This is a genomic window from Microcoleus sp. B13-B6 (assembly GCF_036705405.1).
Lineage (GTDB): Bacteria > Cyanobacteriota > Cyanobacteriia > Cyanobacteriales > Microcoleaceae > Microcoleus.
Map to the genome: position 1 here is coordinate 1 of NZ_JAUBUJ010000041.1, position 23,112 is coordinate 23,112.

Genomic DNA, 23,112 nt, shown 5'->3' on the forward strand with positions numbered 1-23,112 from the left:
CATTTCTTTTGTTTTAATATCTAGGAAGTACATCAAAGTTAAAGGTACTCGCAATGTCTAATTGTCGCTTTGGGTACCTACACCCGACGAGCCTTTCATCATGCTAGGTAATTCCCAACGGGGTACTTCGCGCAGCGCTCAGATTAATCCCCTCTAAATATACGCCCGGGACTTCCCGGCTGGTAGTTAAACCACTGCAAATCCTCAATCGCTTGGTCTGTAAACTCAATCTCAAACACTATAGCCCCAACCTAAAAGTATTTCAAATACTCATCCATCTTACCATTCATCGCACACTGCCACAATACCCAGAACCCCGACTTCTTCAATAAGTCGGGGTTCTAAAATTACGAACGGAAATTCGCCACCGACTTTTGCAATTGGCCCAGAGAACCAGACAACTCGTCCAAAGATGCTTTGACATCCGCACCTTTTTGTGCGGTAGTATTCGCAATCTCGTTGACTTGCTGCATACTGTTAGCAATTCCCTCAGCCGAAACAGTTTGCTTGGCAGATGCGCTAGTAATATTCTGTACCAAAGCATTCATTTCTCGACTAACTTCGATGATGGCATTGAGGTGAGTTTTAGCTTCGCTTGCCAGCTTAGTGCCTTCCACTACCTCCAGCGTCCCGGATTCCATTGCCTTCATCACGCGGCTGATTTCTTCTTGAATTGTACCGACAATTTCCGAGATTTCCTCAGTAGCGCCGGCGGATCTTTCTGCTAATTTCCGCACTTCTTCGGCAACAACAGCAAAGCCTAAACCTTGTTCGCCGGCTCGCGCCGCCTCAATAGTAGCATTCAGAGCTAATAAATTAGTTTGCGAAGCAAGTTGAGAAATCGAAGTTACAATTTTGCCAATTTGCTGCGAAGATTCGCCCAAACGCTTCATCATTTTCGAGGTAGAGGCGATCGTCAACCGGAGCCCGTTAATACCTTCGACAGCTCGATCGACTGCCATACCGCCGACTTCAGCCGTTTGAGAAGACTGCTGAGCCACTGTTTCGGCGCGCACCGAAACATCTCGCACGTCGCGGATCGAATTCACAATCCGCTCGATTTCGCGCATGATGGCAGATATTTTTGCTGCTTGAATTTCTGCCTGTTGGGTGAGTTGACTGGTATTGTTAATTGACTCGTCGGTGGCAGATGTTACCTGTTCGGCTAAAGTTTGAATTCCCGTTACCACTTTCCGCAGAGAACCGATTAAGAAGTTGAAAGAGTCGGCGACAGCACCTAAAACATCGTTAGTCACTTCCGCCCTGACTGTCAAGTCGCCTTGAGCCGCGCCTTTAATTTCTCCCAACAATTTAAGGACTTGCTGCGTCAGAGAATCAGCTTCAGCTTTACGTTCTGCTGCCAATTTTTCTAGTCGTTCTTCTGCCTCTTTGCGCTCGGTGATGTCAAAGCGAATGGCGATATATTTGACTATTTTGCCGCTGGTATCAAAAATGGGGGAGATCGTCGAATCTACCCAGTAAAACGAGCCATCTTTGCGTCGGTTTTTGATTTCCCCTTTCCACACCAAACCGCGAGAAAGTGTCACCCACATTTCTTCAAAAAATGATTTGGGATGGTAGCCGGAATTGACGAGGCGGTGGTTGCGGTGCAGGAGTTCTCCCATGCTGTAACCGGAGATTTCAATGAATCCGTCGTTGACGTAGGTAATGATGCCTTGGAGATCGGTCTCGCTGACAATCGCCGATTCGTCGAGAGCATTTTGCCGGGTTTTAAGTTCTTGCAGCAAGCGTTCCTGTGCCTCGGCCAACTGCTGCATTTGCTGCTGGGATGCTCTTTGTTCGGTGACGTTGCGGCAAACGACTACGCCGCCTTTAAGCGCCCCCGTTTCGTCTTTGAGCGGCCGGCCGTTAATTTTCACCCACAGGCCTTCTGGCTTCCCTCGGTGGCGGGTGAAAAGCTCTACTTCGTCACAGGCTTCTCCTCGAACTGCGCGCGCTAAAGGTATTTCGGCTGGGGGATAGGGAGTTACCGTATCGGGCAAGAATAAACCGTATCTTGTTGACCATTCGTCGGGAAGAGTATCTGTCGAACCCGTGCCAAAGATATCTTGGGCGGCGGGGTTGAACAACACAAAATTGTTATTTTCGTCCGCAGCAATTATGCCATCGCCAATGCTATTTATTAGCAGTTGCAAGAGATTGGTTTGCTGCCGAAATTGGTCTTCGGAACGGGCTAATTGGGCTGTTGTTTTTTCCAGTTGCACCATCGCCTGTTTGCTCTCGGTAACGTCGCGAGCCACTGCATATATGAACTTTTGTTCGGCTTCAGGTCGCGCTTTCCACGACAGCCACTTGTAGGAACCGTCTTTGCAGCGGTAGCGATTTTCAAAAGCGATTGTTTCGAGGCCGCTGGATAATTTGCCGGTTTCGCCTACTGTTTGTTCGCGATCGTCTGGATGGACGAAATTGAGAAAAGGTTGGCCTTCCAGTTCTTCTAGGGTGTAGCCGAGGCTTTTTACCCAAGCGGGATTGACGCGCTTGAATTTGCCTTGAAAATCTGCAATACAAAGCAAGTCGAGAGACAGGGTGAAAAATCGATCGCGCTCTAGTTCTGCTTTTTTGCGATCGGTAATTTCGATCGCCACAGCCCCGATACCGATGGGTTTGCCGTCAGATCCGGGCAAAGGAAAATATGACGCCAGCCAATCTCGCATGACGCCCGGTTCGTTGAAGATTGAACCCGACACCTCAACGTTTAAAAACGGTTGGTTGGTGGCGAGAATCTTCTGCAGCATCGGCTGTAGGGTATCGAGCATTTCGGGTATAACTTCCCTCACAGTCTTGCCGAGGTGTTCGGCAACTGAGACGCCGGTGGTTTCCGCTAATTTCTCGTTAACTTGCACGAAGCGCAACTGCTCGTCAAAAATAAACATTGAGGCCGGGGCGGCTGCGAAAAATGCGTCAAAGCGACTTTGACGCAAAACTAATTCTCGTTCTAGGGCTTTGCGATCGCTGATGTCGCGGCCTTCGGGAATTAGCAGCACGACTTTGCCGCTGTCGTCTACGATCGGCTTGAGGGAGAAGTCCACAGTTATCACAGCACCCCCAGCAACGAGCACGTCGGCTTCGTAGCGGACTACCTCGCCGGCGGCAGCTTTTGTGAGCGCTGCTTGCACTTTTTGCTTGGCTTCTGGAGAAATTTGCCACCACAAATTATCTACAAACTGCGTGCCTACGAAGTCTTCGCGCTCCATTCCGGCGACGGCGAGGGCTGTTTGGTTGACTTCCAAAACGGTTCCGTCTGGTTTGAGCAGCCCCACTAATTGGAACGATTGGTCAAAAATGGCTCGGAACAGTCTTTCGCGATCGCGCACCATCTCTTCTGCGCGTTTGCGATCGCTGATGTCGCGAGTAACTGTTGCGAACCCCATAGGCTCATCGGTTTCTGGGTGTTTGACTGTAAATAGGGTGAAGTCAACCGGAAAGTCTTCGCCGGTTTGAAAGTTCCTCAAGCGGAATTCACCCTGCCAAAAACCGTCTCGCACAGTAGCCGGCACGATTTCTTCTTTGAAAATCTTACCATCTTCTACTGAGAAGAAGTCATACATACTTTTGCTTTTGACTTCTTCAATATTTGGCAATCCTGCTAGTTTCATTCCCGCGACATTCAGGTATGTTGCCTCTCCCTCCAAGGTGGCAGTGCCGATAAAATCCGAGCTGCTTTCTACGAGCGAAATCAATCTTTGCTTTTCGATTTCGGCTTGCTTGCGATCCGTGATGTCGTTGTTAGTTTCTAAAATTGCTTTCGGTTTTCCCTGTTCATCTCGCTGCAAATTCCAGCGACTGAATACGGTGATCTTGGTCTCAAAATTGGTGGTATGAATTAATTCTCCTTCCCAATAATCCTGCTCTTCTAACTGTGCCGAAATAGCTGCTAAAGGCTGGGGAAAAATGGTGTGTAATAGAGTATGGCTGACTTTCCCCAAGGCTGCCTTTTTTGTCCAGCCGTACATCCGTTCGGCTCCCTGACTCCAATAATTAATCGTGCCGTCCATATCCCGAACGATCAAGGCGTCGCTGGCGAGGTCGAGCATTTGCAAGTTCTGCTGCAAGGCTTGTTCTACGCGCTTGCGTTCTGTAATGTTGCGGGCGATCGTTGAGACAAATTCAACTTCTGAATTCTCGGATTTGTGGGCAACAATTACTTGAGAAACTGGTATTTCTTCGCCGTCTAAACTCTGCCAAACTGTCTCGCCACTCCACGCCCCGTCCCGGCAAGCTGCGGGGATACCGACGTTCACAATAGTGTCGATACTTTTGGGGGATGTCAGGTCAGAAATGCGGATTCCGGTTAAATCTGCGTCAGAGCCAACTCCCAACATTTCTCTGGCTGCGCGGTTGAGATAAATGGCGCGCTGTTGGGAGTCGGCTATGCCTACCCAGTCTGTTGTGGTTTCTAAAATTGCTTTGAACCGCAATAGTTCTTGTTCCGATTTGCGACGCTGTGTGATGTCGCGCGCGAAGCAGAGGATTCCTAAAATGTTGCCTTCTGCATCTTGGAGGGGCAATTTCTGGGTGTCGAAGGTGTGTACTTTGCCGTCGGCTAAGGTGGCTAAGTCGTTGGAGGCCGGCGCGAGGTGGTTGCCGGCCCGGAAGTTTTGGATTTGGTTCTGGGAATCGGTTTCGGCCTGGAAGTTGGCGAAGATTCGATCGACCGATATGCCGATTTCTGCGTCGTCTTTGCCGATAATTTCTGCTTGAGTTTTGCCGAAGGCGGCGGCGAAACCTGCATTGACTAGGGTGTAGCGCAAGTTTCGATCTTTGACAAAAATGCAGTCTGGCGTAGCGTCAATGACTGTTCGCAGCAAGTTTTGGGAACTTTCTATTTCGGCCAGTGTCTGTCGCAGTTGTTCTTCCATTTCCACGCGATTGGTGATATCTCTAATCGCGCAAACGAGAAATTTCCTGCCCTCGGCATCTACAAAGGTACATTTTTTGGCGGAGAGAAAGCGGGTGTTTCCTGCTCGGTCTGTGATGGTTTTTTGGACTTCGGTGCTGGTATTTGTCACGAAAACTAATTCGTCTTTTTCTCGATATGTCTGTGCTTCCTGTTTGGACAAAAACAGGTCGTAGGATTTGCCAATTAGTTCTTCTCTGCTGTGATTTATGTATTCACAAAAGGCATTGTTTAATATTATCCAGCGGTGCTGTTGGTCTTTGACGTAAATCGGGTCTGGGATGCTATTGAGGATGTTGTTTAAGAATTGTTCTGAGGCTTTTAATTGCTCTTGTACAGCGGTGCGATCGCGAATTTCCTGTTCCAATTGTGCGTTAGTTTGCAGGAGCTGCTCGGTTCTTTCATTCACTCGCTGCTCTAGTTCTGCCGTTAGCTGCTGCAATGCGGATTCTGTCTGTTTGCGCTGGGTAATGTCGCGGCCTTCGGCGAGGATTTGAAATACTTCTCCTGTTTCATTTAACAGCGGCTTAAACGACACGTCAATTACTGTCACCTGGTTGTTGAAGCCGGTGATTTCGTATTCTTCCCGGACAAACTTGCCGGCCGAGACTTGTTGAATGTTCGTTTTTAGGCGCTGCTGGTTGGTTGGAGATGATGCCCACCCTGGTGTCAGCCAAAATTTCAGCCCCAGGACTTCTGATGCTTGGAAATCGCCCAATTCTAGCGCTGTCTGATTTGCTTCGATCAGAGTACCGTCGGGCTCCAATAATGCGATCGCTTGAAAAGCTTGGTCGAAGATTGCGTGAAATCGCTGGGTAGTTTCGCTCAGTGCTTGTTCTGTTTCTTTTTTAGAGTTAAGGATTTGGGTGGAACCTACTAAGAAGGTGTAGCGGTTGGACAAACTCAAAAAAGCGATCGCCGCAATTACAGTTATCCAATCCGACACTGTTTGCGCCACCGGAGAGTGTGGCAGTCCTAGGTATTCGGCTGCGTGGCCGCTATGGCCCAAAGCGCAGGTCCAAAATATGCAGGCTGTGACTGTGGCGAAGATGTCGAACCCGAATTGACGGTTTCGCCACAAAGCTAAGCTGATTAGCCAGGCGATGGAAAAGTAACACCCAGAAATGATGACATTAGCAGCCCCAGCTACCACCGATGAGGACAAGTCAGGCAATGTCAGGGTGAAAGTCGTTGCGATCCAGGTATAGAGAATTTCGATCATAAAATTAAGGATGGGCAAATAGGATGCGGGCGATCGTTAGTTAATATTATTGATGCAAAGCCGTTGCAGACTTATCTGTATTGTTGATTTTTACCAGCGTTCGGAATGGGCGATCGCTTCTACATCGACAATCATTAGCAAGCGTCCTTCGGAATTGTACAAACCTTTTAAGAATGGAGCTAGGTCGGGACTGACATCTAGTGCTGAGACAATGCGATCGGGATTGAGAGGTAAAACTCCTTCGACGCGGGAGACGGCTAATCCGAGGCGCATTTTCGACAACAATCTCACGTCTCGTGGATCGGGCGCTTCTACCACTAAGATGCGGCTGTTTGGGTGGTAGGTGTCAACCGACTCAATACCGACAAACAGTCCGAAGTCTGCTGCTGCTAAGATTTCGCCCCGCAAGTTGGTTAATCCCAGCAAAAATGGCTGGGTGTTGGGAACCAGGGAAATCGGTTGTTCCTTGAGGGAAAGGACTTCCCGCACTGCCTCTAATTCTATGCCGAACAGACTGCCTCCTTGACCGAACAGGAGAAATTGCTTTGTTGCACTTGTCTGATGCCCCCCAGCGGGGGGAGCCGTTATTTTCATGGCTTATTTTTAGTTTCTAGTGTACCTTACAAATTAGAGTTTTGCTTTGACCCTAAAGCCGATCGCCGATCGAGTTTTTCAGCATCAGTTTGGGTGCCTCAAAAGTTTCCGTTAAATAAATCTGGGCTGCGGCAAATAAGCAGGTTTCTATCATTAAAGATAAACTTTTATGGGATTCCAAAACCCAGTTTATTAAAAATAACGGGGTTTGTCGGTATAATGTTTGTTGGGAAGTGGTCGATCGCTTTATATTCAGTTTACGCTGAAAGCAAGCGCTGCACTATGTGGACGAGTTGCTGAGGTTCAAACGGTTTGCTGACGTAAGCGTCGGCCCCTAAATCAGTTCCCCAAGCTTTATCGATCTCGGTGTTTTTATGAGTACAAAATACTACGGGCAATTTTGCAGTTGCCCGATCGCCCCGCAATTCTCTGATCACTTCAAACCCATTCATTCGCGGCATCACTACATCTAAAACGACCAAAGCCGGAGGGGTTTTGCGGATCAGGGCGATCGCCTCTTCGCCGTCGCCAGCCCGGAGCACCTCCAATCCGGCATCTTGAAGAATGCGGCAGATTATTTCTAGTTCGCTCTTTACGTCGTCCACTACTAAAATTTTGGACATGATTCCACACTTCCTTGCTGTTATTGACAGCGGACTATGTTTATTCAGAAGCTGACGCGATCGGCGGCGATGAGACTAGACCGCTTTCCCGACAAATTAATGTACTTCCAAATACAATATAGCCGATCGTATGGCTCAAGGTTAGCTGTCAGCGATAAAAAGCGATAAAAATTTACTTTGGTCACGGAATCGCTCTGAATAAATTAATCGGCAATTAGTAATTGATTCTTGGTAATTCGCTGTTTTGAAACCAACTGCTCTTAGTATAGCAATCCTTGCAGGAGTCGTAAATTTTAACCCCACCCCAACCCTCCCCTTAGCAAGGGAAGGGAGTAAGAAATTTACCAATAATTTAGGAGGGGGGATATAAAGACATATGCGAAAAAAAGCTGGTTTTTATACTTTTGTTTAGCTTTAATTTCAATAATTAACTTTGATGTATTGCCTAAATTGTGCTATATAAATTATTTAGCTAACGCCATAAAGCGCAATTAAAAACCAGCTCCAGCGGTGCTAGTCTGGAAAAAAAAGGTTGTTTTTAGGCCAGATACAGCACGCTATCGCTTAGGAATGAGAATTAAATAACTTGCATTTTTTGTAGGTTGGGTTGAGGAACGAAACCCAACAATCAAGCGTGGCGTTGGGCGGAGTGAAACGGAGGGTTGGTTCCACGGGCTCAACCTACGGAAGTTATTTAATCCACGATCCTTAGTAATCGCTATTACTGTATTAATTAAACCAGTTAAACTTGACTGATTTTCCAATGACATTTAATGAATCTTCTTGTGTGGATCTTATAATTAATTGCAAATCAATATCAATTCAGCTAGCATCGAAATAGTAAAATACCGTCAACAGTCAACAATCTAATTCATCAGCGTTAATTTGTGTTAATCTGCCTGTATCTGCGGTCAAAAAAAAGATAATTTTTTCACCGCAGATGACAAGAGATTGATGCAGATTAACGCCGATGAAAAGAATAGAGATAGGAATAATTCCGATGCTAACAGATTTGATATCAATGGGCCGCGCGACAGTCCCATTTTAGCCAGTAGAGGAGTGTTGGGTTCACCAAAACTGCTACCAGCAGGCAATCGCCATCCTTGAGCTTGATTGTGAACCCAGCCGCAAAGACTGCTGCAAGATGCGGTCAATCGATTTTAGATTTTAGAATAGAAGAAAGCGCTCCCACTGATAAATCCGGGGGCTGGTGATGAGCAGTCGGAGCTTTTTTCTGGCTTCACGGATGAATCCGGTGGCCCCGGACGAAATTGCTTGATTGTCAAATTAGTCGGTGAGGGAGAGACGGCGATCGGCTATAATAAAGGGCTAGAGGAAAAGAACACGCTCAGACCCGAAAATATGGTTGCCATCCAAAGAAATCTCAACATTGCCGCCCTAGAAGCAGAATACAGTCAAAAAACACCGCGAGAAATTCTCAAATTTGCCCTAGAAAATTTTGACAACATCTCAATTTCTTTCAGCGGTGCAGAAGATGTAGTTCTGATCGATATTGCCTCAAAAATTACCAAAAATTTCCGCGTTTTTACCCTAGACACCGGACGACTGCACTCAGAAACCTATCAGTTTTTGGATCAAGTCAGAAAACATTACGGCATTAAATTAGAAGTAATGTTTCCCGATGCAGCAGAAGTACAAGCCCTAGTTGAAGAAAAGGGATTGTTTAGTTTTTATCAAGACGGTCACAAAGAATGCTGTGGCGTGCGGAAAGTCAAGCCGCTGCGCCGCAAACTGAATACTCTCGATGCTTGGATCACTGGTCAGCGGAAAGACCAAAGTCCCAGTACCCGCAACGGTATTCCGGTCATTGAAGTTGACACTGCATTCTCAACTCCTGACCATGAATTAATTAAATTCAACCCGTTAGCAAACTGGTCTTCGGCAGAGGTTTGGGAATACATTCGCGCTTTGGATGTGCCTTACAACAAGTTGCACGAACGCGGTTTTGTAAGTATTGGTTGTGAACCTTGTACAAAGCCGGTATTGCCGAACCAACACGAACGCGAAGGTCGCTGGTGGTGGGAAGAAGCGACCGTAAAAGAATGCGGTTTGCACGCTGGTAACGCACAAACATAGTAAATCACTCAAGGAGTAAGGTGCGCTAGGCTCACCAAACAAATAGTAGGGTGCGCTAGGCGCACCTTACCCAAGAATAAATGCACTTCACATAAATCGTCGCCGAAGAATTCGCAATTAAAATAAACACAAATTAAGCTGAGCTTGCCCTAGAACTTTGATAGAATGATCGACATTCAGAAAAGTTTTTAAAGTAGGTACTATATGCTCGCGTCAACTAGCGAATTGCTGAACACGGCCTTGAGAAATGGTTATGCGATCGGCGCTTTTAACGTCTACAACCTCGAAGGAGTAAAAGCCGTGATCAATGCGGCCGAAGCGCTGCACAGTCCTGCTATACTGCAAATTCACCCCAGCGCCCTCCAATACGGACAATCGCCTTTAGTCGCGCTGTGCATCAAAGCGGCCGGCAAATCTTTAATGCCGATCGCAGTACACTTAGATCACGGCCCCTCAGAAAAAGACATTCACCTCGCCCTAGCCGCCGGTATCAAATCAATTATGGCAGACGGTTCTTTTTTGCCATACGAACAAAACTTAATATTTAGCCGGGAAATGACTAAATTAGCCCACGCTAACGGTGCGGCAGTTGAAGCAGAAATCGGCAGAATGAGTGGCAGGGAAGAAGGTTTGACAAGCGAGGAGAAAGCCGCAAGGATGACCGATCCCGTAGCAGCAGTAGAGTTTATCAAAGAAACTAAGGTGGATTTTTTAGCCGTAACAATTGGTAACGTTCACGGCAAATATTTGAGCGAACCGAAACTCGATTTTCCGCGTCTGGCAAAAATCCGGGCTGCTGTTTCAGTGCCGTTAGTGATGCACGGTGCTAGCGGTTTGCCGGAGTCAATGATTCATCAATGTATTAAACTCGGAGTATCTAAATTTAATGTGAATACGGAAGTTCGCGAAGCTTATATGGACGTGTTAAAAAGTAGCATTTCTGAGCCACATCCAGATTTGTTGGAAATAATGGAAAAAGCTATCGATGCCATGCGATGGGTCATTTCTGACAAACTGCAACTTTTCGGTTCTGTCGGTCAAGCTTATTTGCATCATTCTCCCTACAGGGATGACTTGACCGCAAAGAGTAGCAGCAACCAACAAACAAGCCGCAAGCAATCAAGTTGCGATCAAATCTTAAAGCCTGTGCGTAGTGAGGCCTTGAGTCTTATGTTGAAGTAAAAACAAACTACAGTCCTGACTGCGAACCAGTTTTTATATCATGTCCGATCCAGTGACCGCGATTAAAATGGCGGGTTTTTGAGATTGTCAATTATTGGTAGATATTTTTCGTGAACCCGCCCCTACCGTATTAGGGGTAATCAACCGGACATACTATTAGTCAGGACTTCAGTCCTCTCTAACCATTTAAAAATCGATCGGGATCGATGCCAGATTCCCGCAGCCGCAGAATTAAAGACTGCAATTGAGCTTCGGCTTGTTGAGCCCTAGATTCCGCTGACTCGGCCCGCTGCCGTTGCTGTTCCGCTTCAGTGAGAATCCAATTGCCATCAACATCATACCAGCGCAACCACAGTCGATCGATTCCCTGAAACTCTCCTTGCCACAAACCCAACCCCAAACTTAGGTCAGGAATCCACACTCGCGACTCCGGCAATTCTAATTCTTGATAGTGTCCGCCCTTCAATTCAAACACTCGCAATTTGTTAGTATAGCGACTGAAAACGGCATAAATAGGAACCCGCAAAATTTGCTCGTAAACCTCCCATTTTCTAGGCGGTTCCTCCTTCGTCTCCCGATCCAAAACTTGCCCGTTACCCGCAGCGTTTCCCGACTGAGGTGGCAACTTTTCTTCATCGGTATTGTCGCCTAAATCTTCTTTTTCTGTTCCCGGCGAAAGCAGTTCTACAATTACAAAAGGATTCACACCTTCCTGCCAAGTAACATAACTCATCCGCAGTTCAGAGCGATCGTAAAGTCGGGGAACTCCCACAACTCCAAACCAATCCGGCCGCTTGTGCCACAAAGTGTGATGCACGTCATAATAAAGGTTCATGTCGGTGCCGCTAAATATCTCAGAAGCCGGATAATTCCGAGGCCGAAACGTCAGGCTCAACAACTGCGGCTGTAAATCGTGAAATTCGTCAGGCAAACCAGGTTCCTCCGGGTCTTCGCTGGGTAAATCGTACATCGTCGGCAGCGTTTCTCTGGGCGATCGCGGCGGATCGGTTTGCGGCACAGGATATTTAAAAGGCAACATATAATATTGAGAAATGACTGCATTTATGCTAACATCATTTTAATACTTGCAGGACGAGCGCCAACACCCTGTAAAACGTTTATTTCAAATTTTTCTTCCTGTCTTTTGTGAAGTCAATCTCACCTCTCAAATCTCAAATCGACTGATCCGAAATTCTGCACTATGATCGACATTCCTCAACTGATTGCTCAAGAACTTTCCATTAATCTGTCTCAAGTCAATAATGCTCTGGAACTTTTCGCCGAGGGAGCCACTATTCCGTTTATTGCCCGCTACCGCAAAGAACGCACGGATTTGCTGAATGAAATTCAGTTGCGGGATATCTCCGATCGCTTCACCTATCTGACGGAAATTGAAGAACGCAAAAAGTCGATTTTAGAGACGATTAGCTCTCAGGGGAAACTCACTGAAGAACTGCAAGCCAAAATCGAATCGTGTTTGCAAAAAAACGAACTAGAAGACCTTTATCTGCCTTACAAACCGAAGCGGCGGACGCGAGCGACAATTGCTAGGGAAAAAGGTTTGGAACCGTTGGCAGAATTTATCAAGTCTCTGAACTTACCGACGGCTAAACCAGCAGACTTTGAGGCGGAAGCAGCTAAATACATTTCGGAAGAAAAGGGAGTGAAAACAGCAGAAGAAGCTCTCAAAGGTGCTGCGGATATTTTGGCCGAAGCGGTTTCGGAAAAAGCAGAATTGCGGGCTTATTTACGAGAGTTTTTGATGAAAACAGGAGTTTTTGTCTCGAAAATTAAAGAGGATTTCCCGGAAGGAAGCACTAAATTTGAAATGTACCGCAATTATCAAGTGGCAGCGAGAAGCGTTCAGTCGCACAATATGTTAGCGCTGTTTCGCGGGGAAACAGAAGGGGTTTTAGATTTGGAACTAGCTTTTGATGAATCCGCAGTGATGGCTTATTTGGAAGGTCAGGAAATTAGAACTAGGATACCGGAAGTTAAAGAGTTTTATCGATCGACTTTGAAGGATGCCTTCAACCGACTGATGAAGACTTCGTTAATCACGGAAGTGCGATCGCACAACAAAGCCGTCGCTGATATCGAGTCGATCGCCACTTTTGAAACCAACCTCCGCGAGTTGCTGCTGTCGGCACCGGCGGGAATGAAACCCACATTGGCGATCGATCCGGGATTTCGCACAGGGTGCAAAGTTTCCGCCCTCGATGAAACCGGGCAATTTTTAGAATATCAAGCAATTTTCCCCCACCAAGCGGCCGCTCAGCGACAACAAGCTGGTAAAATTGTCAAGCATTTAATTGAAAAATATAAAATTGAATTAATCGCGATCGGCAACGGTACAGCTTCCCGCGAAACAGACGAATTTGTTTCGGAAGTTTTGGCCCAAATGGACAGGAAACCGATTAAAGTCATGGTGAATGAATCCGGTGCATCGATTTATTCCGCAAGCGAGGTGGCGATCGCCGAATTTCCAGATCTGGACATCACCGTCCGCGGCGCAGTCAGCATCGGACGGCGCTTGCAAGACCCCCTCGCCGAACTCGTGAAAATCGACCCGAAATCAATAGGAGTCGGTCAATACCAGCACGATGTTGACCAAAAACTGCTCAAAAAGAAACTCGACGAAACAGTCGAAAGCTGCGTTAACTATGTCGGAGTTGACTTAAACACAGCCTCCAAAGAATTGCTGACATTTGTGTCAGGAATGACGGCAACAGTTGCCAAAAATATCGTTAATTACCGCAACGAAAACGGCGCATTTAAAAATCGTCGCCAACTCCTGAAAGTTCCCAAACTCGGCCCAAAAGCTTTTGAACAAGCAGCCGGATTTCTCCGCATTCGCGGCGGCGAAAACCCCCTGGACAATACAGCAGTTCATCCAGAAAGTTATCCTGTAGTGCAGGCGATCGCCAAGGATTTAGACTTGCCGCTGACAGGAATAACACAAATCTCGGAAAAAATCAAGACTGTAAACATCAAGAAATATGTCACCGAAAAAGTCGGAGAACCAACACTCAGAGACATTATTTCCGAACTAGAAAAACCGGGAAGAGACCCGCGAGCCGAGTTTAAATATGCCACTTTCCAAGCAGGAATCAAAGAAATCTCCGACTTACAAGTTGGGATGGAATTAGAAGGCATAATCACGAATGTAGCTAACTTTGGAGCCTTTGTTGATGTGGGAGTGCACCAAGATGGTTTGGTTCATGTTTCTCAATTAGCCGATCGATTCGTGGAAGATCCGAAACAGATTGTTAAAGTCGGACAAGTTGTGAAAGTGCGGGTTTTGGAGGTGAATGAGAAGTTAAAGCGGGTTAGTTTGACAATGAAGCTGCAAGAAAAACCGCAACCGCAAAATGGCAATAGTGCGAGGCTTCCGGCCCCGCGCCGACGTTAAAACTTTGGGGAAAGGTGAAAAAGGGCGATGGCGTCCCGCCCTCGCCCGTGCTACGGCTATAATTGTTTAATCCTCATACCAATTTAATGTGAAGTTGCACATATCTCGATCCCCCTAAATCCCCCTTAAGAAGGGGACTTTGAGAAGAATCTTGTCCCCCCCTTTGTAGGGGCGGTGCCCCCGTGCCCGCCCTTGGCTAGGGGGGATCAGATTCTACGGGGCCTCATAAAAAATTGGTATCACCAACCTCAAAATTATATGGTTGCAAGTAAAAGCGACACCTATATCTCCCCCGAAGACTATTTAGAAGCCGAGAAAGTCCGCCCCATCAAACACGAGTAAGTAGGTCGGCGAAAAAAAACAAAACTATGTTAAGATACATAAAGAAAGGTATAGCTTTAGTGAGATAATTAATATATGGGCGCTCGATTAAGAGTATTTCTGACTCAAAAGCAAGACAAAACCCTATTTAGTCTGAGAACGGCGAAAGTACCACAGAAAGTCAAAGATCGAGCAGAAGTAATCAGGTTAAACGCAAATGGCTGGTATGTTGAGAAAATAGCTACTCACTTTAACTGGGCTTTACAAACAGTGAGAGCAGTCTTACATAAATGGGAAGAATTTGGTATAGAAAGCCTTTGGGAAAAACCAGGTCGAGGGGTAAAAGCCAAATGGAAAGAAGAAGATATAGAGTTTTTGGAAGAATGCTTAAAAAAAGAACCACGTACATATAACAGTTTTCAATTAGCTGATAAATTAGAAAAAGAGCGCTCTATTAAATTAAGTCCCGACCGACTAAGACGGGTACTAAAAAAAAAGGAATCATTTGGAAAAGAGCTAGTCCAAGTCATAAAGGAAAACAAGACCCCAAACAACGAGAAATAAAGCAATCAGACCTAGATATGCTGGAATTAGCAGCGGCAGCCGGAGAAATCGACTTAAAATATTTAGATGAATCAGGATTTTGTGCGTGGAGTAAACCAAGTTATACATATTACAAAAAAGGTCAACAAAAACGGATACAGCAAACTAAAAATCGAGGTCGTAGATTAAGTATTGTGGGGCTTTTTGAACCTTTAAGTAGCTTTGTCTATGGTTTGGTAATTGGAGGTGTTGATCGAAAAGCTTATATTCAGATGATGGAGAAAGAAGCAGAAGAAGCGGCCCAAATGAAACGGATTAGAATTATTGTACAAGACAACGGTCCAATACACCGATGTCAGGAGGTTAAACAGTTGTGGTCAAAGTGGGAAGCTCAGGGTTTATATATTTTTTTCTTGCCTAAATATTGTTCCGAAATGAACCCAATTGAATTAGAGTGGCAACACATTAAAGAAGATGAATTAGCCGGACAAATGTTTGAGGATGAATTAGAACTCGCCTACGCCGTAATTCATGGAGTAGAAGTTAGAGGAAAAAGAGGAGATTACCCTACACAACGTATTAAATTCAAGTCCAGTCACCCGACTTAATATTTTGTTACATACTTATGGATTTTCCCGCCGACCTACTTACAGGCAAGGTGAAATCTATGCAAAAGCAGGGGAAAGCAAACCTCATGTCATTATTATGGGGAACGTATCTGTAATTTTGAGAAACCATCTTCGGGGAAGTGGTTGTATGCCTTACATGGCAGATATGAAAGTTCGGTCCGGCGCCGCCTAGGCGGTTGCTATACAAATAACCCAAGATTTCTTGTCCCTCAAATGAGTGAGACTCAAAGATGCGACTGGTCGTTCAGTCATAGCATTGCTCAAAATAGGTTCAGCTACAAAGAAAATCACGAGGCTCAGAGTATGTTGGGATGGAAAAGTATTCTCAAATCCGGTGATGGGTTAGCAGCAGCACGCCAGGATATTCTGTAAGCGCGATCGCGCTTAACTTAGTGCCGTTCAATCATGGATTTATGGGTTTATGGCAACTTTTATCACACCATCTCGTTGATTGCCGAATAATTCATACGCTTCTTTTATTTGATCTAGCTTAAACCTGTGTGTGATCATAGGTCTCAGGTCGGCACGAGCGGACTGTATGACATTTATCAGCCGTCGCATACGTTCTTTTCCACCAGGGCAGAGGGTGGTAACAATTTTCTTATCTCCAATACCGGCGGCAAAGGCATCTACAGGAATGGCAAGTTTTCCAGAATAGACTCCTAGACTCGATACAATTCCGCCTGGTTTAACCACACGCAAACAGGCTTCAAAGGTTTCCTGAATACCGAGTGCTTCAATCGCTACATCTACACCACGACCATCAGTCAAATCCAGGATCGCTTCGACTGGATTGCACTCTTTATAGTTTAAAACAATGTCGGAGCCAAGCATTTGGGACATTTCCAGGCGTGCTGGATTGCTGCTCACGGCAATGATTTTGGAAGCACCTCTGAGTCTGGCACCGACAGTTGCGCTCATACCAATTGGTCCTTGGGCAAATATGGCGACTGTATCACCAATCTTGATATTTCCGCTTTCGGCACCACTGAAACCCGTACTCATAACATCGGGACACATGAGCACCTGTTCGTCGGTTAATTCGTCAGGTATGGGAGTCAAATTTGCCATTGCGTTCGGCACTAGCATATATTCCGCCTGAGAACCATCAATGGTATTGCCGAAGCGCCAACCACCCATTGGCTTACCGCCGCACTGCGCTTGGTAGCCGTCAAGACAGAAATTGCACTGACCACAAGGAGTTATAGCACCAACAAGAATACGCTGTCCTATTTCATAGCCGTGAACTCCTGAGCCGAGTTCTGCAATGACGCCAATTGGTTCATGTCCTAGTGTCCGTCCAGGCTGGACAGGTACTTCACCTTTGAGTATATGAACATCTGTGCCACAGATTGTCGTCGTGGTGATTTTCATCAGTGCATCAGTCGGTCCAATCTCAGGAATTGGTTTTTCTTGAATCTCGATTCGCCCTTTTTCTACAAAAACAGCGGCTTTCATCTTTCTCATAAATTTCTTACACAATTTTTAAGAAGATGATACTATGGAACACCAATAAAACGCTTTTCTTTCTGCGTGTCTCCTTGCTCCCCTATTTGTGACTGCCATTCGGCTTATATCCCTCTTTTGTCACTTTGGGGTGAAACCTTGAATCTTCATGGGCTGTATCCTCGAAAAATCGCCAATTTATCAGAGAGTGATGAAAGGGCGCTACGTCCTAACCGCCGGGGCGGTTGCTATACTTACCGATTCCCAACATTTAAGACACAAAAAAAACCACTGCCCCGACTCGTCATACCGGGCGCGGTAGAGAGTCGGGGCAGATTGGGAACAACGATCGCAATATTTGATTCTGATTGCCCTGGCCATTGTTACTCTGTTTTAAACAATAACGGATTCTTGAGGACGGGCGAAAATCATGCGGCCGGCGCTGGTTTGCAGGGCGCTGGTGACTACGACTCTGGCTTCGCCGCCGACATAGCTGCTTCCTGCTTCCACGACAACCATTGTGCCGTCATCCAAGTAACCGATTCCCTGAGAGGGTTCTTTGCCTTCTTTGCGGATTTTTAGTTCGATCGTATCTCCCGGCAAATAAGTCGGGCGCACCGCATGAGTCAAATCGTTGATATTCAAAACCGGCAGTTTTTGGACGGTAGCTACTTTTGATAAGTTGTAATCGTTGGTGAGCAAAATGCCGTCAATATCCAAAGCGAAGCGGACTAATTTCGCATCGACTGTGGCAATATCTTCGTAGTCAGCCGAGTGAATTTGAATCCGTTCTGGATATGTTTCTTTGATGCGGTTGAGTACATCTAAGCCGCGGCGTCCGCGCACTCGCTTTTGATCGTTGGCGGAATCAGCTACCAGTTGCAGTTCTTGGAGCACGAATTGCGGCACGATAATTTGACCTTCGAGGAAACCTGTTTCTAGCAAGTTTTCAATTCGGCCGTCAATAATGCAGCTAGTATCGACAACTTTGGCAGTTGCTGGTTTGAAAGTACCTTCGGCTACCAACACCGTGTCAAAGCTTTTGGGGTTGATCAGCCGCAAGAAAGCGCGGCCGTGGGTGTCGGTCAAACTGACGCCTGTGAAGCCGAACATGACGCTACCCAAGACTGCGACTAGAGGTTTGATGAAGCCGAACTCGCGCGGAATTGGCAGTAGGAATAGCGGAGCCAGCATTAAGTTTGCTACTAGCAGTCCGATGATTAAGCCGATCGCCCGCGTCAGCAACATCTCCACTGGCATATCGCGGACTTGTTTTTCCAGGCGCCGATAGGTTGTTTGAGCCACTAATCCCATCACGAAGCCGATTAATGCTCCAAACGAACCTAGTACAGAACTTAAACCTTGTATATTTGTAACTTGCTCCAGCAGCTCGGTCGGCAGGAGTTCGACTCCGTAATAGCCAATGCCTCCGCCTGCGATTACGAATGAGATTATTATGATTGCGTCTAGCATTAGTTCTAGGTTAAGGAATTTATTCCCATTATATCTTTGCAGTGCTGATACTTGTTTTCATGCTTTGGTCGGATATCGCCATATTTACTGAGGGATTTTCATAAACTTATATTTCGCGGTTGTACCCTTTGGGGGATGTGCCAGGGAGTCGCTCGGAATTTACCACGCCCCACCGCAAGCAGGCACGAGGTGCGAATAGACCGCCCTGCGGGATGTCCGGGAATGGTGGCCGATCAAAACCGGTACGAGGTTAAATTAAAAGAGCCGTAGCTTGCGGGGCGGGACGCCATCATTCGCAGCGCTTTTTTGGTAAGAAAATGTCATAATATACATAATTATTCATGATTGTTTAATTAAAACTTTAGATTTGAAGTTGCGCTTTCGGCTTGAGATGTAATGAACCCTCCCACAGATTATTTAACATTTGAATTAAAAAAAAGTGTGCAAGCGGCAAATTCCGGGATTCCTAGTTCGGCTTACCTGCACATACCTTTTTGTCGCCGCCGCTGTTACTACTGCGATTTTCCGGTTTTTGTGGTGGGCGATCGCAAAAATGGCGAAAATTCCGGCACAATCGTGCAATACGTTGCTGTACTGTGTCAAGAAATTCAAGAAACTAAAAATTTAGGCGCATCTCTGAAAACAGTTTTTTTTGGTGGCGGCACGCCTTCGCTGCTTTCTGTCAGTCAGTTGAGCAATATTTTAGAGACTCTCGACGGCAAATTTGGGATTGATGCTGGGGCGGAAATTTCTATAGAAATAGATCCGGGTACGTTTACTTTAGAACAGTTGCGGGGATATGCAGCGGCGGGAGTAAATCGAGTTAGTTTGGGAGTGCAAGCTTTTCAGGATGAATTGCTGCAAGCTTGCGGGCGATCGCACTCTGTCGCTGATATTTTTGAAGCAGTGGAAATAGTGCGATCGGCTGGTATTGTCAATTTCAGTTTAGACCTAATTTCGGGACTGCCGCACCAAACTTTAGAACAGTGGGAAGCTTCCCTGAAATCAGCGGTGGAAATTTCCCCGACTCACCTGTCGAGTTACGACTTAATTGTTGAGCAGGGAACTGCTTTCGGGCGCTACTTTGAAGCAGGCGCGCAGCCACTACCAGCAGATGAAACCGCTGCTGGAATGTACCGTTTAGCGCGGGAAATTCTGACCGGTGCTGGCTACGAACATTACGAAATTTCTAATTACGCTCGCGATGGCTATCAGTGCCGCCACAACCGCGTTTATTGGGAAAATCGCCCTTATTATGGTTTGGGAATGGGGGCGGCGAGTTACGTGGAAGGCCGGAGGTTGACAAGGCCGCGCAAAACTCAAGAATATTATCAGTGGGTGCGATCGATCTCTGGCCTCAATTCCCCAGCAACTCCTCAAATTGGGGGGGAAACCCAGCAGGATATTTACCCAGCAATTGAGCAAAATTTTCAAGTCTCAGAAAATGACGTTTTGTTAGAAACGCTGATGCTAGGTTTGCGTTTAGCAGAAGGAGTTAGCCTGTCGGCGCTGACTGAAAAGTTTAGTCAGCAAACGGTTGATAAAATTTGGCGTTGTTTGCAGCCCTACTGGCGACAAGGATGGGTGGAAATTATAACTGCGGATAGGGCGAGCGCAACTTTAGGCGATGCCGCGAAACTGCCGCTTGCGGGCAATTTGAGGTTGAGCGATCCGGAAGGTTTTTTATTTTCTAATACAATTTTAGCCGATTTGTTCAGCCAGTTAGGCGAAAATAATTAGCTCTGTCTGAGGAAGTATACCCCCCGGCAAGCGCGATCGGCCCTAAAGCCGGGGCCGCCAATGCGATCGGAAGCAAATTAAATTGCTCCCTCGCTTTATACTGTCAAAAATAATATATTTTCTATCGATCCCTCAACAAAACTTAAGGCGAACTAAGCCTTCAGATAGAGGCCACGACTGCACTTCAGCCGTCATACTTAAGACTGAACATTTAAAAAGTAATTTAATGAACACTATAACTATCGATCGCCACCAAACCCAAAACCAGCCCTGCCTTGTAATTAGCGAGCGCGGTTGCAATCCGGCTTCCAAGTGTAATTTTTGCGGTCACTACCAACAGGCAAGAGGTTCAGTCGGTCACTGTCAATTGTTGAATGCACCTGTTAGGGGAGGATGGAAATCTTGCACTTTAGCAATGCCGGCTTTTGCACCTTCTTGGGAATAGGGGGAAGGCGCTGATGTTTCCCCGGAGAAATTTATTAATTAACCCAAAGAATGTAAAAAAAATGTATAAAAAATTCTGTTTTAACTGGGAATATGCTATAATAAGCTTAGGCCTTTCGCCACTCGCTCGCACCATTGCACAAACAAGTTAAAAAGATGAATTTGACACTAAATCAGGTAATTTCCGAAGGTCATACGCGCATTTTGTGTTGGTATCTAAATAATACTAGCAAAGTGCAAATCGCTCGCATTACAAATATTCCTAATTGGTATTTTGAGCGGACGGTGTTTCCGGGGGAACGTTTTTTGTTTGAAGCGCTGCCGGAAGCTCAGTTAGAAGTTTGCAGGAGTGCGGATACGGGTGGTATAGTGTGCGAGCGAATTTTGTGCGATCGGCTGCGAGTTGAAGAATTAAGCACGGCTGATTGAAGATAATTCCCCAGACTTACCAACGAGAGGTAGAAACCCGGTTTTTTTTCAGAAACCGGGTTTCTCTGTATGATTATAAAAACTCCGTTTGCGATCGCACTTGTGACATCAGAAACCCGGTTGATTCGTATATTTATCGTTACTAAGCCCAAAATTCGTAGAAACTCACATCTTGCACCATTCTCAAGAACAGGCAAGATGCCTGTTCCACAAAGAGTAGATTTTCTTGTGGAACAGGCATCTTGCCTGTTCCTAAAAAGCTTATTGACAATGGTGCAACCTCTTAGTATAAACCGGGATTCTCGCCACCCCATGCGTCAGCCCTGAAACTGTCGCAAATGTTAATCTAAGTTAAATTATAAAAAATCCACCACTGTTTAATACTAAAACCCGATGTCCCTCACCGAACAAATCCTCTCCCAACTCCCAGGAGACGCCCTCGGAGGCCTGAGAAAAGTCGATCGACTCTGGGAAAACCTCAAACAAAACACCGCACCAACACCCCAAGCAGTCAAACACAGCCAACAACCCCTGGAAACCCTCGACTTCGACATAGTTATCGGCGGCGGAACCCTAGGAATATTAATCGGTACAGCCTTAGCCGTGCGGGGTTGGCGAGTAGCCTTGATAGAACGCGGCACCCTGCGAGGCCGCGATCAAGAATGGAACATTTCTCGCAAAGAATTAGACGCATTCTTAGAACTAAATTTGCTATCTGTTGAAGAGATAGAAAAGGCGATCGCCACCGAATACAACCCAGCCCGCATCAGCTTTGCCAACACCCCAGACATTTGGGTGCGCGACGTACTCAACATCGGAATAGACCCAGTTTACCTCCTAGAAACCTTGAAACAGCGATTTCTCCAAGCTGGAGGAAAGCTATTTGAAAATACACCATTTAAAACAGCAACCATTCACCCGGATGGAGTCTTGGTAGAATCTGCAAATACCGATACGCAACCTGCTACAAATTTATTTAAAACCAGATTATTATTAGACGCAATGGGACATTTTTCGCCCATTGTCCGCCAAGCAAGACAAGGGAAAAAACCCGACGCCGTATGTTTAGTAGTCGGCAGTTGCGCTCAAGGATACCCCAAAAACGACACGGGCGACATATTTGCATCCTTCACCCCAATGCAAAATCAGTGCCAATATTTTTGGGAAGCATTTCCAGCCAGAGACGGCCGCACCACCTACTTATTTACCTACATAGACGCCGACACAGAAAGATTCAGTTTAGAAACATTATTTGAAGACTATTTGCGCTTGCTTCCCCAATATCAAAACGTCGAACTCGAACAGTTAAAATTCCAAAGAGCACTCTATGGATTCTTCCCCTGCTATCGTCAAAGTCCTCTAAAAACGCCTTGGGATCGCATACTCCCAGTCGGAGACAGCAGCGGTAGCCAATCTCCCCTCAGCTTTGGCGGTTTCGGGGCAATGGTGCGCCACCTCAAACGCTTGACTCTAGGAATTGACGAAGCTTTGACAAGCGACAGTCTCAGCAAAAAATCCCTCGCACTTTTGCAACCCTACCAGCCAAATCTATCTGTCACCTGGTTGTTTCAGCGTTCGATGAGTGCTGCGATAAATCAAAAAATAGACCCCAATCAAATCAATCAACTTTTGGCGGCCGTCTTTCAGGTAATGGAAGACTTGGGAGAACCGGTACTCAAACCGTTTCTTCAAGATATCGTGCTGTTTCCGGCTTTGTCCCAAACCCTGTTTAAAACAGCAATTAGCCATCCCGGATTAGTTATGAAAATTATCCCGCAGGTTGGAATAGCTAATTTGCTAGATTGGATGGTTCATTATGTAAATTTAGGAATTTATACGGGATTGCAGCCTTTGGGAAAAGCCGTAGAACCGCAGGTGAAAAATTTAGCACCGGAACAGCAATACTATTTTCACCGATTAGTTGAAGCGTGGCAATATGGCGCTGGAGGCGATTATTAACTGATTAATTGTGGCACGGGCATCTTGCCCGTGGCTAATATCTGAACAGGCAAGATGCCTGTTCCACAACACAATATAAT

16 protein-coding genes are annotated in these 23,112 nt (G+C 46.2%); 8 read left to right on the plus strand and 8 right to left on the minus strand.

All coding sequences use genetic code 11. From position 1 onward, the window contains the following. Nucleotides 1-347: 347 nt before the first annotated feature. The 5 genes from QUB35_RS19085 to QUB35_RS19105 form a co-directional block, all read right to left on the minus strand. Entirely contained in the window at nt 348-6,140 is a 5,793-nt protein-coding gene (locus tag QUB35_RS19085) for a PAS domain S-box protein (RefSeq protein ID WP_333143348.1), read from the minus strand. Nucleotides 6,141-6,230: 90 nt separating this feature from the next. After that, a complete protein-coding gene (locus QUB35_RS19090; protein ID WP_333143349.1) occupies nt 6,231-6,734 on the minus strand; it encodes a chemotaxis protein CheW in 504 nt (167 codons plus the stop codon). A gap of 257 nt (nt 6,735-6,991) precedes the next feature. Then, on the minus strand, nt 6,992-7,357 hold the full coding sequence (locus QUB35_RS19095; RefSeq protein ID WP_333143350.1) for a response regulator: 366 nt from the start codon (nt 7,355-7,357) through the stop codon (nt 6,992-6,994). A gap of 44 nt (nt 7,358-7,401) precedes the next feature. Continuing rightward, complete coding sequence (locus QUB35_RS19100; RefSeq protein ID WP_333143351.1) at nt 7,402-7,542, minus strand: hypothetical protein; 141 nt, start codon at nt 7,540-7,542, stop codon at nt 7,402-7,404. Between the two features lie 726 nt (nt 7,543-8,268). After that, entirely contained in the window at nt 8,269-8,511 is a 243-nt protein-coding gene (locus QUB35_RS19105) for a hypothetical protein (RefSeq protein ID WP_333143352.1), read from the minus strand. A gap of 121 nt (nt 8,512-8,632) precedes the next feature. Between QUB35_RS19105 and QUB35_RS19110 the strand changes: the two genes are divergently transcribed. Together QUB35_RS19110 and QUB35_RS19115 are read left to right on the plus strand one after the other, a co-directional pair. Further along, nucleotides 8,633-9,454 carry a phosphoadenylyl-sulfate reductase gene (locus tag QUB35_RS19110; protein WP_333143353.1) on the plus strand — a complete coding sequence of 274 codons (822 nt, stop codon included), beginning with the start codon at nt 8,633-8,635 and terminating at the stop codon, nt 9,452-9,454. 204 nt (nt 9,455-9,658) lie between these two features. Beyond that, nucleotides 9,659-10,636, plus strand: coding sequence for a class II fructose-bisphosphate aldolase (locus QUB35_RS19115; RefSeq protein WP_333143354.1), 978 nt, complete (start codon nt 9,659-9,661; stop codon nt 10,634-10,636). A gap of 178 nt (nt 10,637-10,814) precedes the next feature. Here QUB35_RS19115 and QUB35_RS19120 read toward each other — a convergent pair whose 3' ends face one another. Further along, nucleotides 10,815-11,675, minus strand: a complete 861-nt coding sequence (locus QUB35_RS19120; protein ID WP_333143355.1) for a Uma2 family endonuclease — start codon at nt 11,673-11,675, stop codon at nt 10,815-10,817. Nucleotides 11,676-11,837: 162 nt separating this feature from the next. Between QUB35_RS19120 and QUB35_RS19125 the strand changes: the two genes are divergently transcribed. Further along, a complete protein-coding gene (locus QUB35_RS19125; protein ID WP_333143356.1) occupies nt 11,838-14,048 on the plus strand; it encodes a Tex family protein in 2,211 nt (736 codons plus the stop codon). A 417-nt stretch (nt 14,049-14,465) separates the two neighbouring features. Next, nucleotides 14,466-15,520, plus strand: a protein-coding gene (locus tag QUB35_RS19130) for an IS630 family transposase (RefSeq protein ID WP_333143357.1) whose coding sequence is annotated in 2 segments (ribosomal slippage) — nt 14,466-14,858 and nt 14,861-15,520 — 1,053 coding nt in all. Because the reading frame shifts where the segments join, the coding sequence is not laid out codon by codon here. Nucleotides 15,521-15,952: 432 nt separating this feature from the next. Here the strand turns inward: QUB35_RS19130 and QUB35_RS19135 are convergent. Together QUB35_RS19135 and QUB35_RS19140 are read right to left on the minus strand one after the other, a co-directional pair. Beyond that, nucleotides 15,953-16,999 carry an NAD(P)-dependent alcohol dehydrogenase gene (locus tag QUB35_RS19135; RefSeq protein ID WP_333143358.1) on the minus strand — a complete coding sequence of 349 codons (1,047 nt, stop codon included), beginning with the start codon at nt 16,997-16,999 and terminating at the stop codon, nt 15,953-15,955. Nucleotides 17,000-17,380: 381 nt separating this feature from the next. Then, nucleotides 17,381-18,460, minus strand: coding sequence for a PIN/TRAM domain-containing protein (locus tag QUB35_RS19140; RefSeq protein WP_333143359.1), 1,080 nt, complete (start codon nt 18,458-18,460; stop codon nt 17,381-17,383). 396 nt (nt 18,461-18,856) lie between these two features. On the opposite strand from QUB35_RS19140, the gene hemW reads away from it, so the two are divergent. The 4 genes from hemW (at nt 18,857) to QUB35_RS19160 (ending at nt 23,032) form a co-directional block, all read left to right on the plus strand. Continuing rightward, nucleotides 18,857-20,200, plus strand: coding sequence for a radical SAM family heme chaperone HemW (gene hemW, locus QUB35_RS19145; protein WP_333143360.1), 1,344 nt, complete (start codon nt 18,857-18,859; stop codon nt 20,198-20,200). Between the two features lie 226 nt (nt 20,201-20,426). Continuing rightward, nucleotides 20,427-20,645 carry a hypothetical protein gene (locus QUB35_RS19150; RefSeq protein WP_333143361.1) on the plus strand — a complete coding sequence of 73 codons (219 nt, stop codon included), beginning with the start codon at nt 20,427-20,429 and terminating at the stop codon, nt 20,643-20,645. A gap of 155 nt (nt 20,646-20,800) precedes the next feature. After that, nucleotides 20,801-21,073, plus strand: a complete 273-nt coding sequence (locus tag QUB35_RS19155; RefSeq protein ID WP_333057596.1) for a DUF1830 domain-containing protein — start codon at nt 20,801-20,803, stop codon at nt 21,071-21,073. A gap of 393 nt (nt 21,074-21,466) precedes the next feature. Next, complete coding sequence (locus QUB35_RS19160) at nt 21,467-23,032, plus strand: FAD-dependent oxidoreductase (protein ID WP_333143362.1); 1,566 nt, start codon at nt 21,467-21,469, stop codon at nt 23,030-23,032. Nucleotides 23,033-23,112: the final 80 nt, after the last annotated feature.

Coding starts and splice junctions, on each gene's coding strand:
- QUB35_RS19085 (WP_333143348.1), bottom strand. CDS start 6,140: ATGATCGAAATTCTCTATACCTGGATCGCAACGACTTTCACCCTGACA.
- QUB35_RS19090 (WP_333143349.1), bottom strand. CDS start 6,734: ATGAAAATAACGGCTCCCCCCGCTGGGGGGCATCAGACAAGTGCAACA.
- QUB35_RS19095 (WP_333143350.1), bottom strand. CDS start 7,357: ATGTCCAAAATTTTAGTAGTGGACGACGTAAAGAGCGAACTAGAAATA.
- QUB35_RS19115 (WP_333143354.1), top strand. CDS start 9,659: ATGCTCGCGTCAACTAGCGAATTGCTGAACACGGCCTTGAGAAATGGT.
- QUB35_RS19120 (WP_333143355.1), bottom strand. CDS start 11,675: ATGTTGCCTTTTAAATATCCTGTGCCGCAAACCGATCCGCCGCGATCG.
- QUB35_RS19125 (WP_333143356.1), top strand. CDS start 11,838: ATGATCGACATTCCTCAACTGATTGCTCAAGAACTTTCCATTAATCTG.
- QUB35_RS19135 (WP_333143358.1), bottom strand. CDS start 16,999: ATGAAAGCCGCTGTTTTTGTAGAAAAAGGGCGAATCGAGATTCAAGAA.
- QUB35_RS19140 (WP_333143359.1), bottom strand. CDS start 18,460: ATGCTAGACGCAATCATAATAATCTCATTCGTAATCGCAGGCGGAGGC.
- hemW (WP_333143360.1), top strand. CDS start 18,857: ATGAACCCTCCCACAGATTATTTAACATTTGAATTAAAAAAAAGTGTG.
- QUB35_RS19150 (WP_333143361.1), top strand. CDS start 20,427: ATGAACACTATAACTATCGATCGCCACCAAACCCAAAACCAGCCCTGC.
- QUB35_RS19155 (WP_333057596.1), top strand. CDS start 20,801: ATGAATTTGACACTAAATCAGGTAATTTCCGAAGGTCATACGCGCATT.
- QUB35_RS19160 (WP_333143362.1), top strand. CDS start 21,467: ATGTCCCTCACCGAACAAATCCTCTCCCAACTCCCAGGAGACGCCCTC.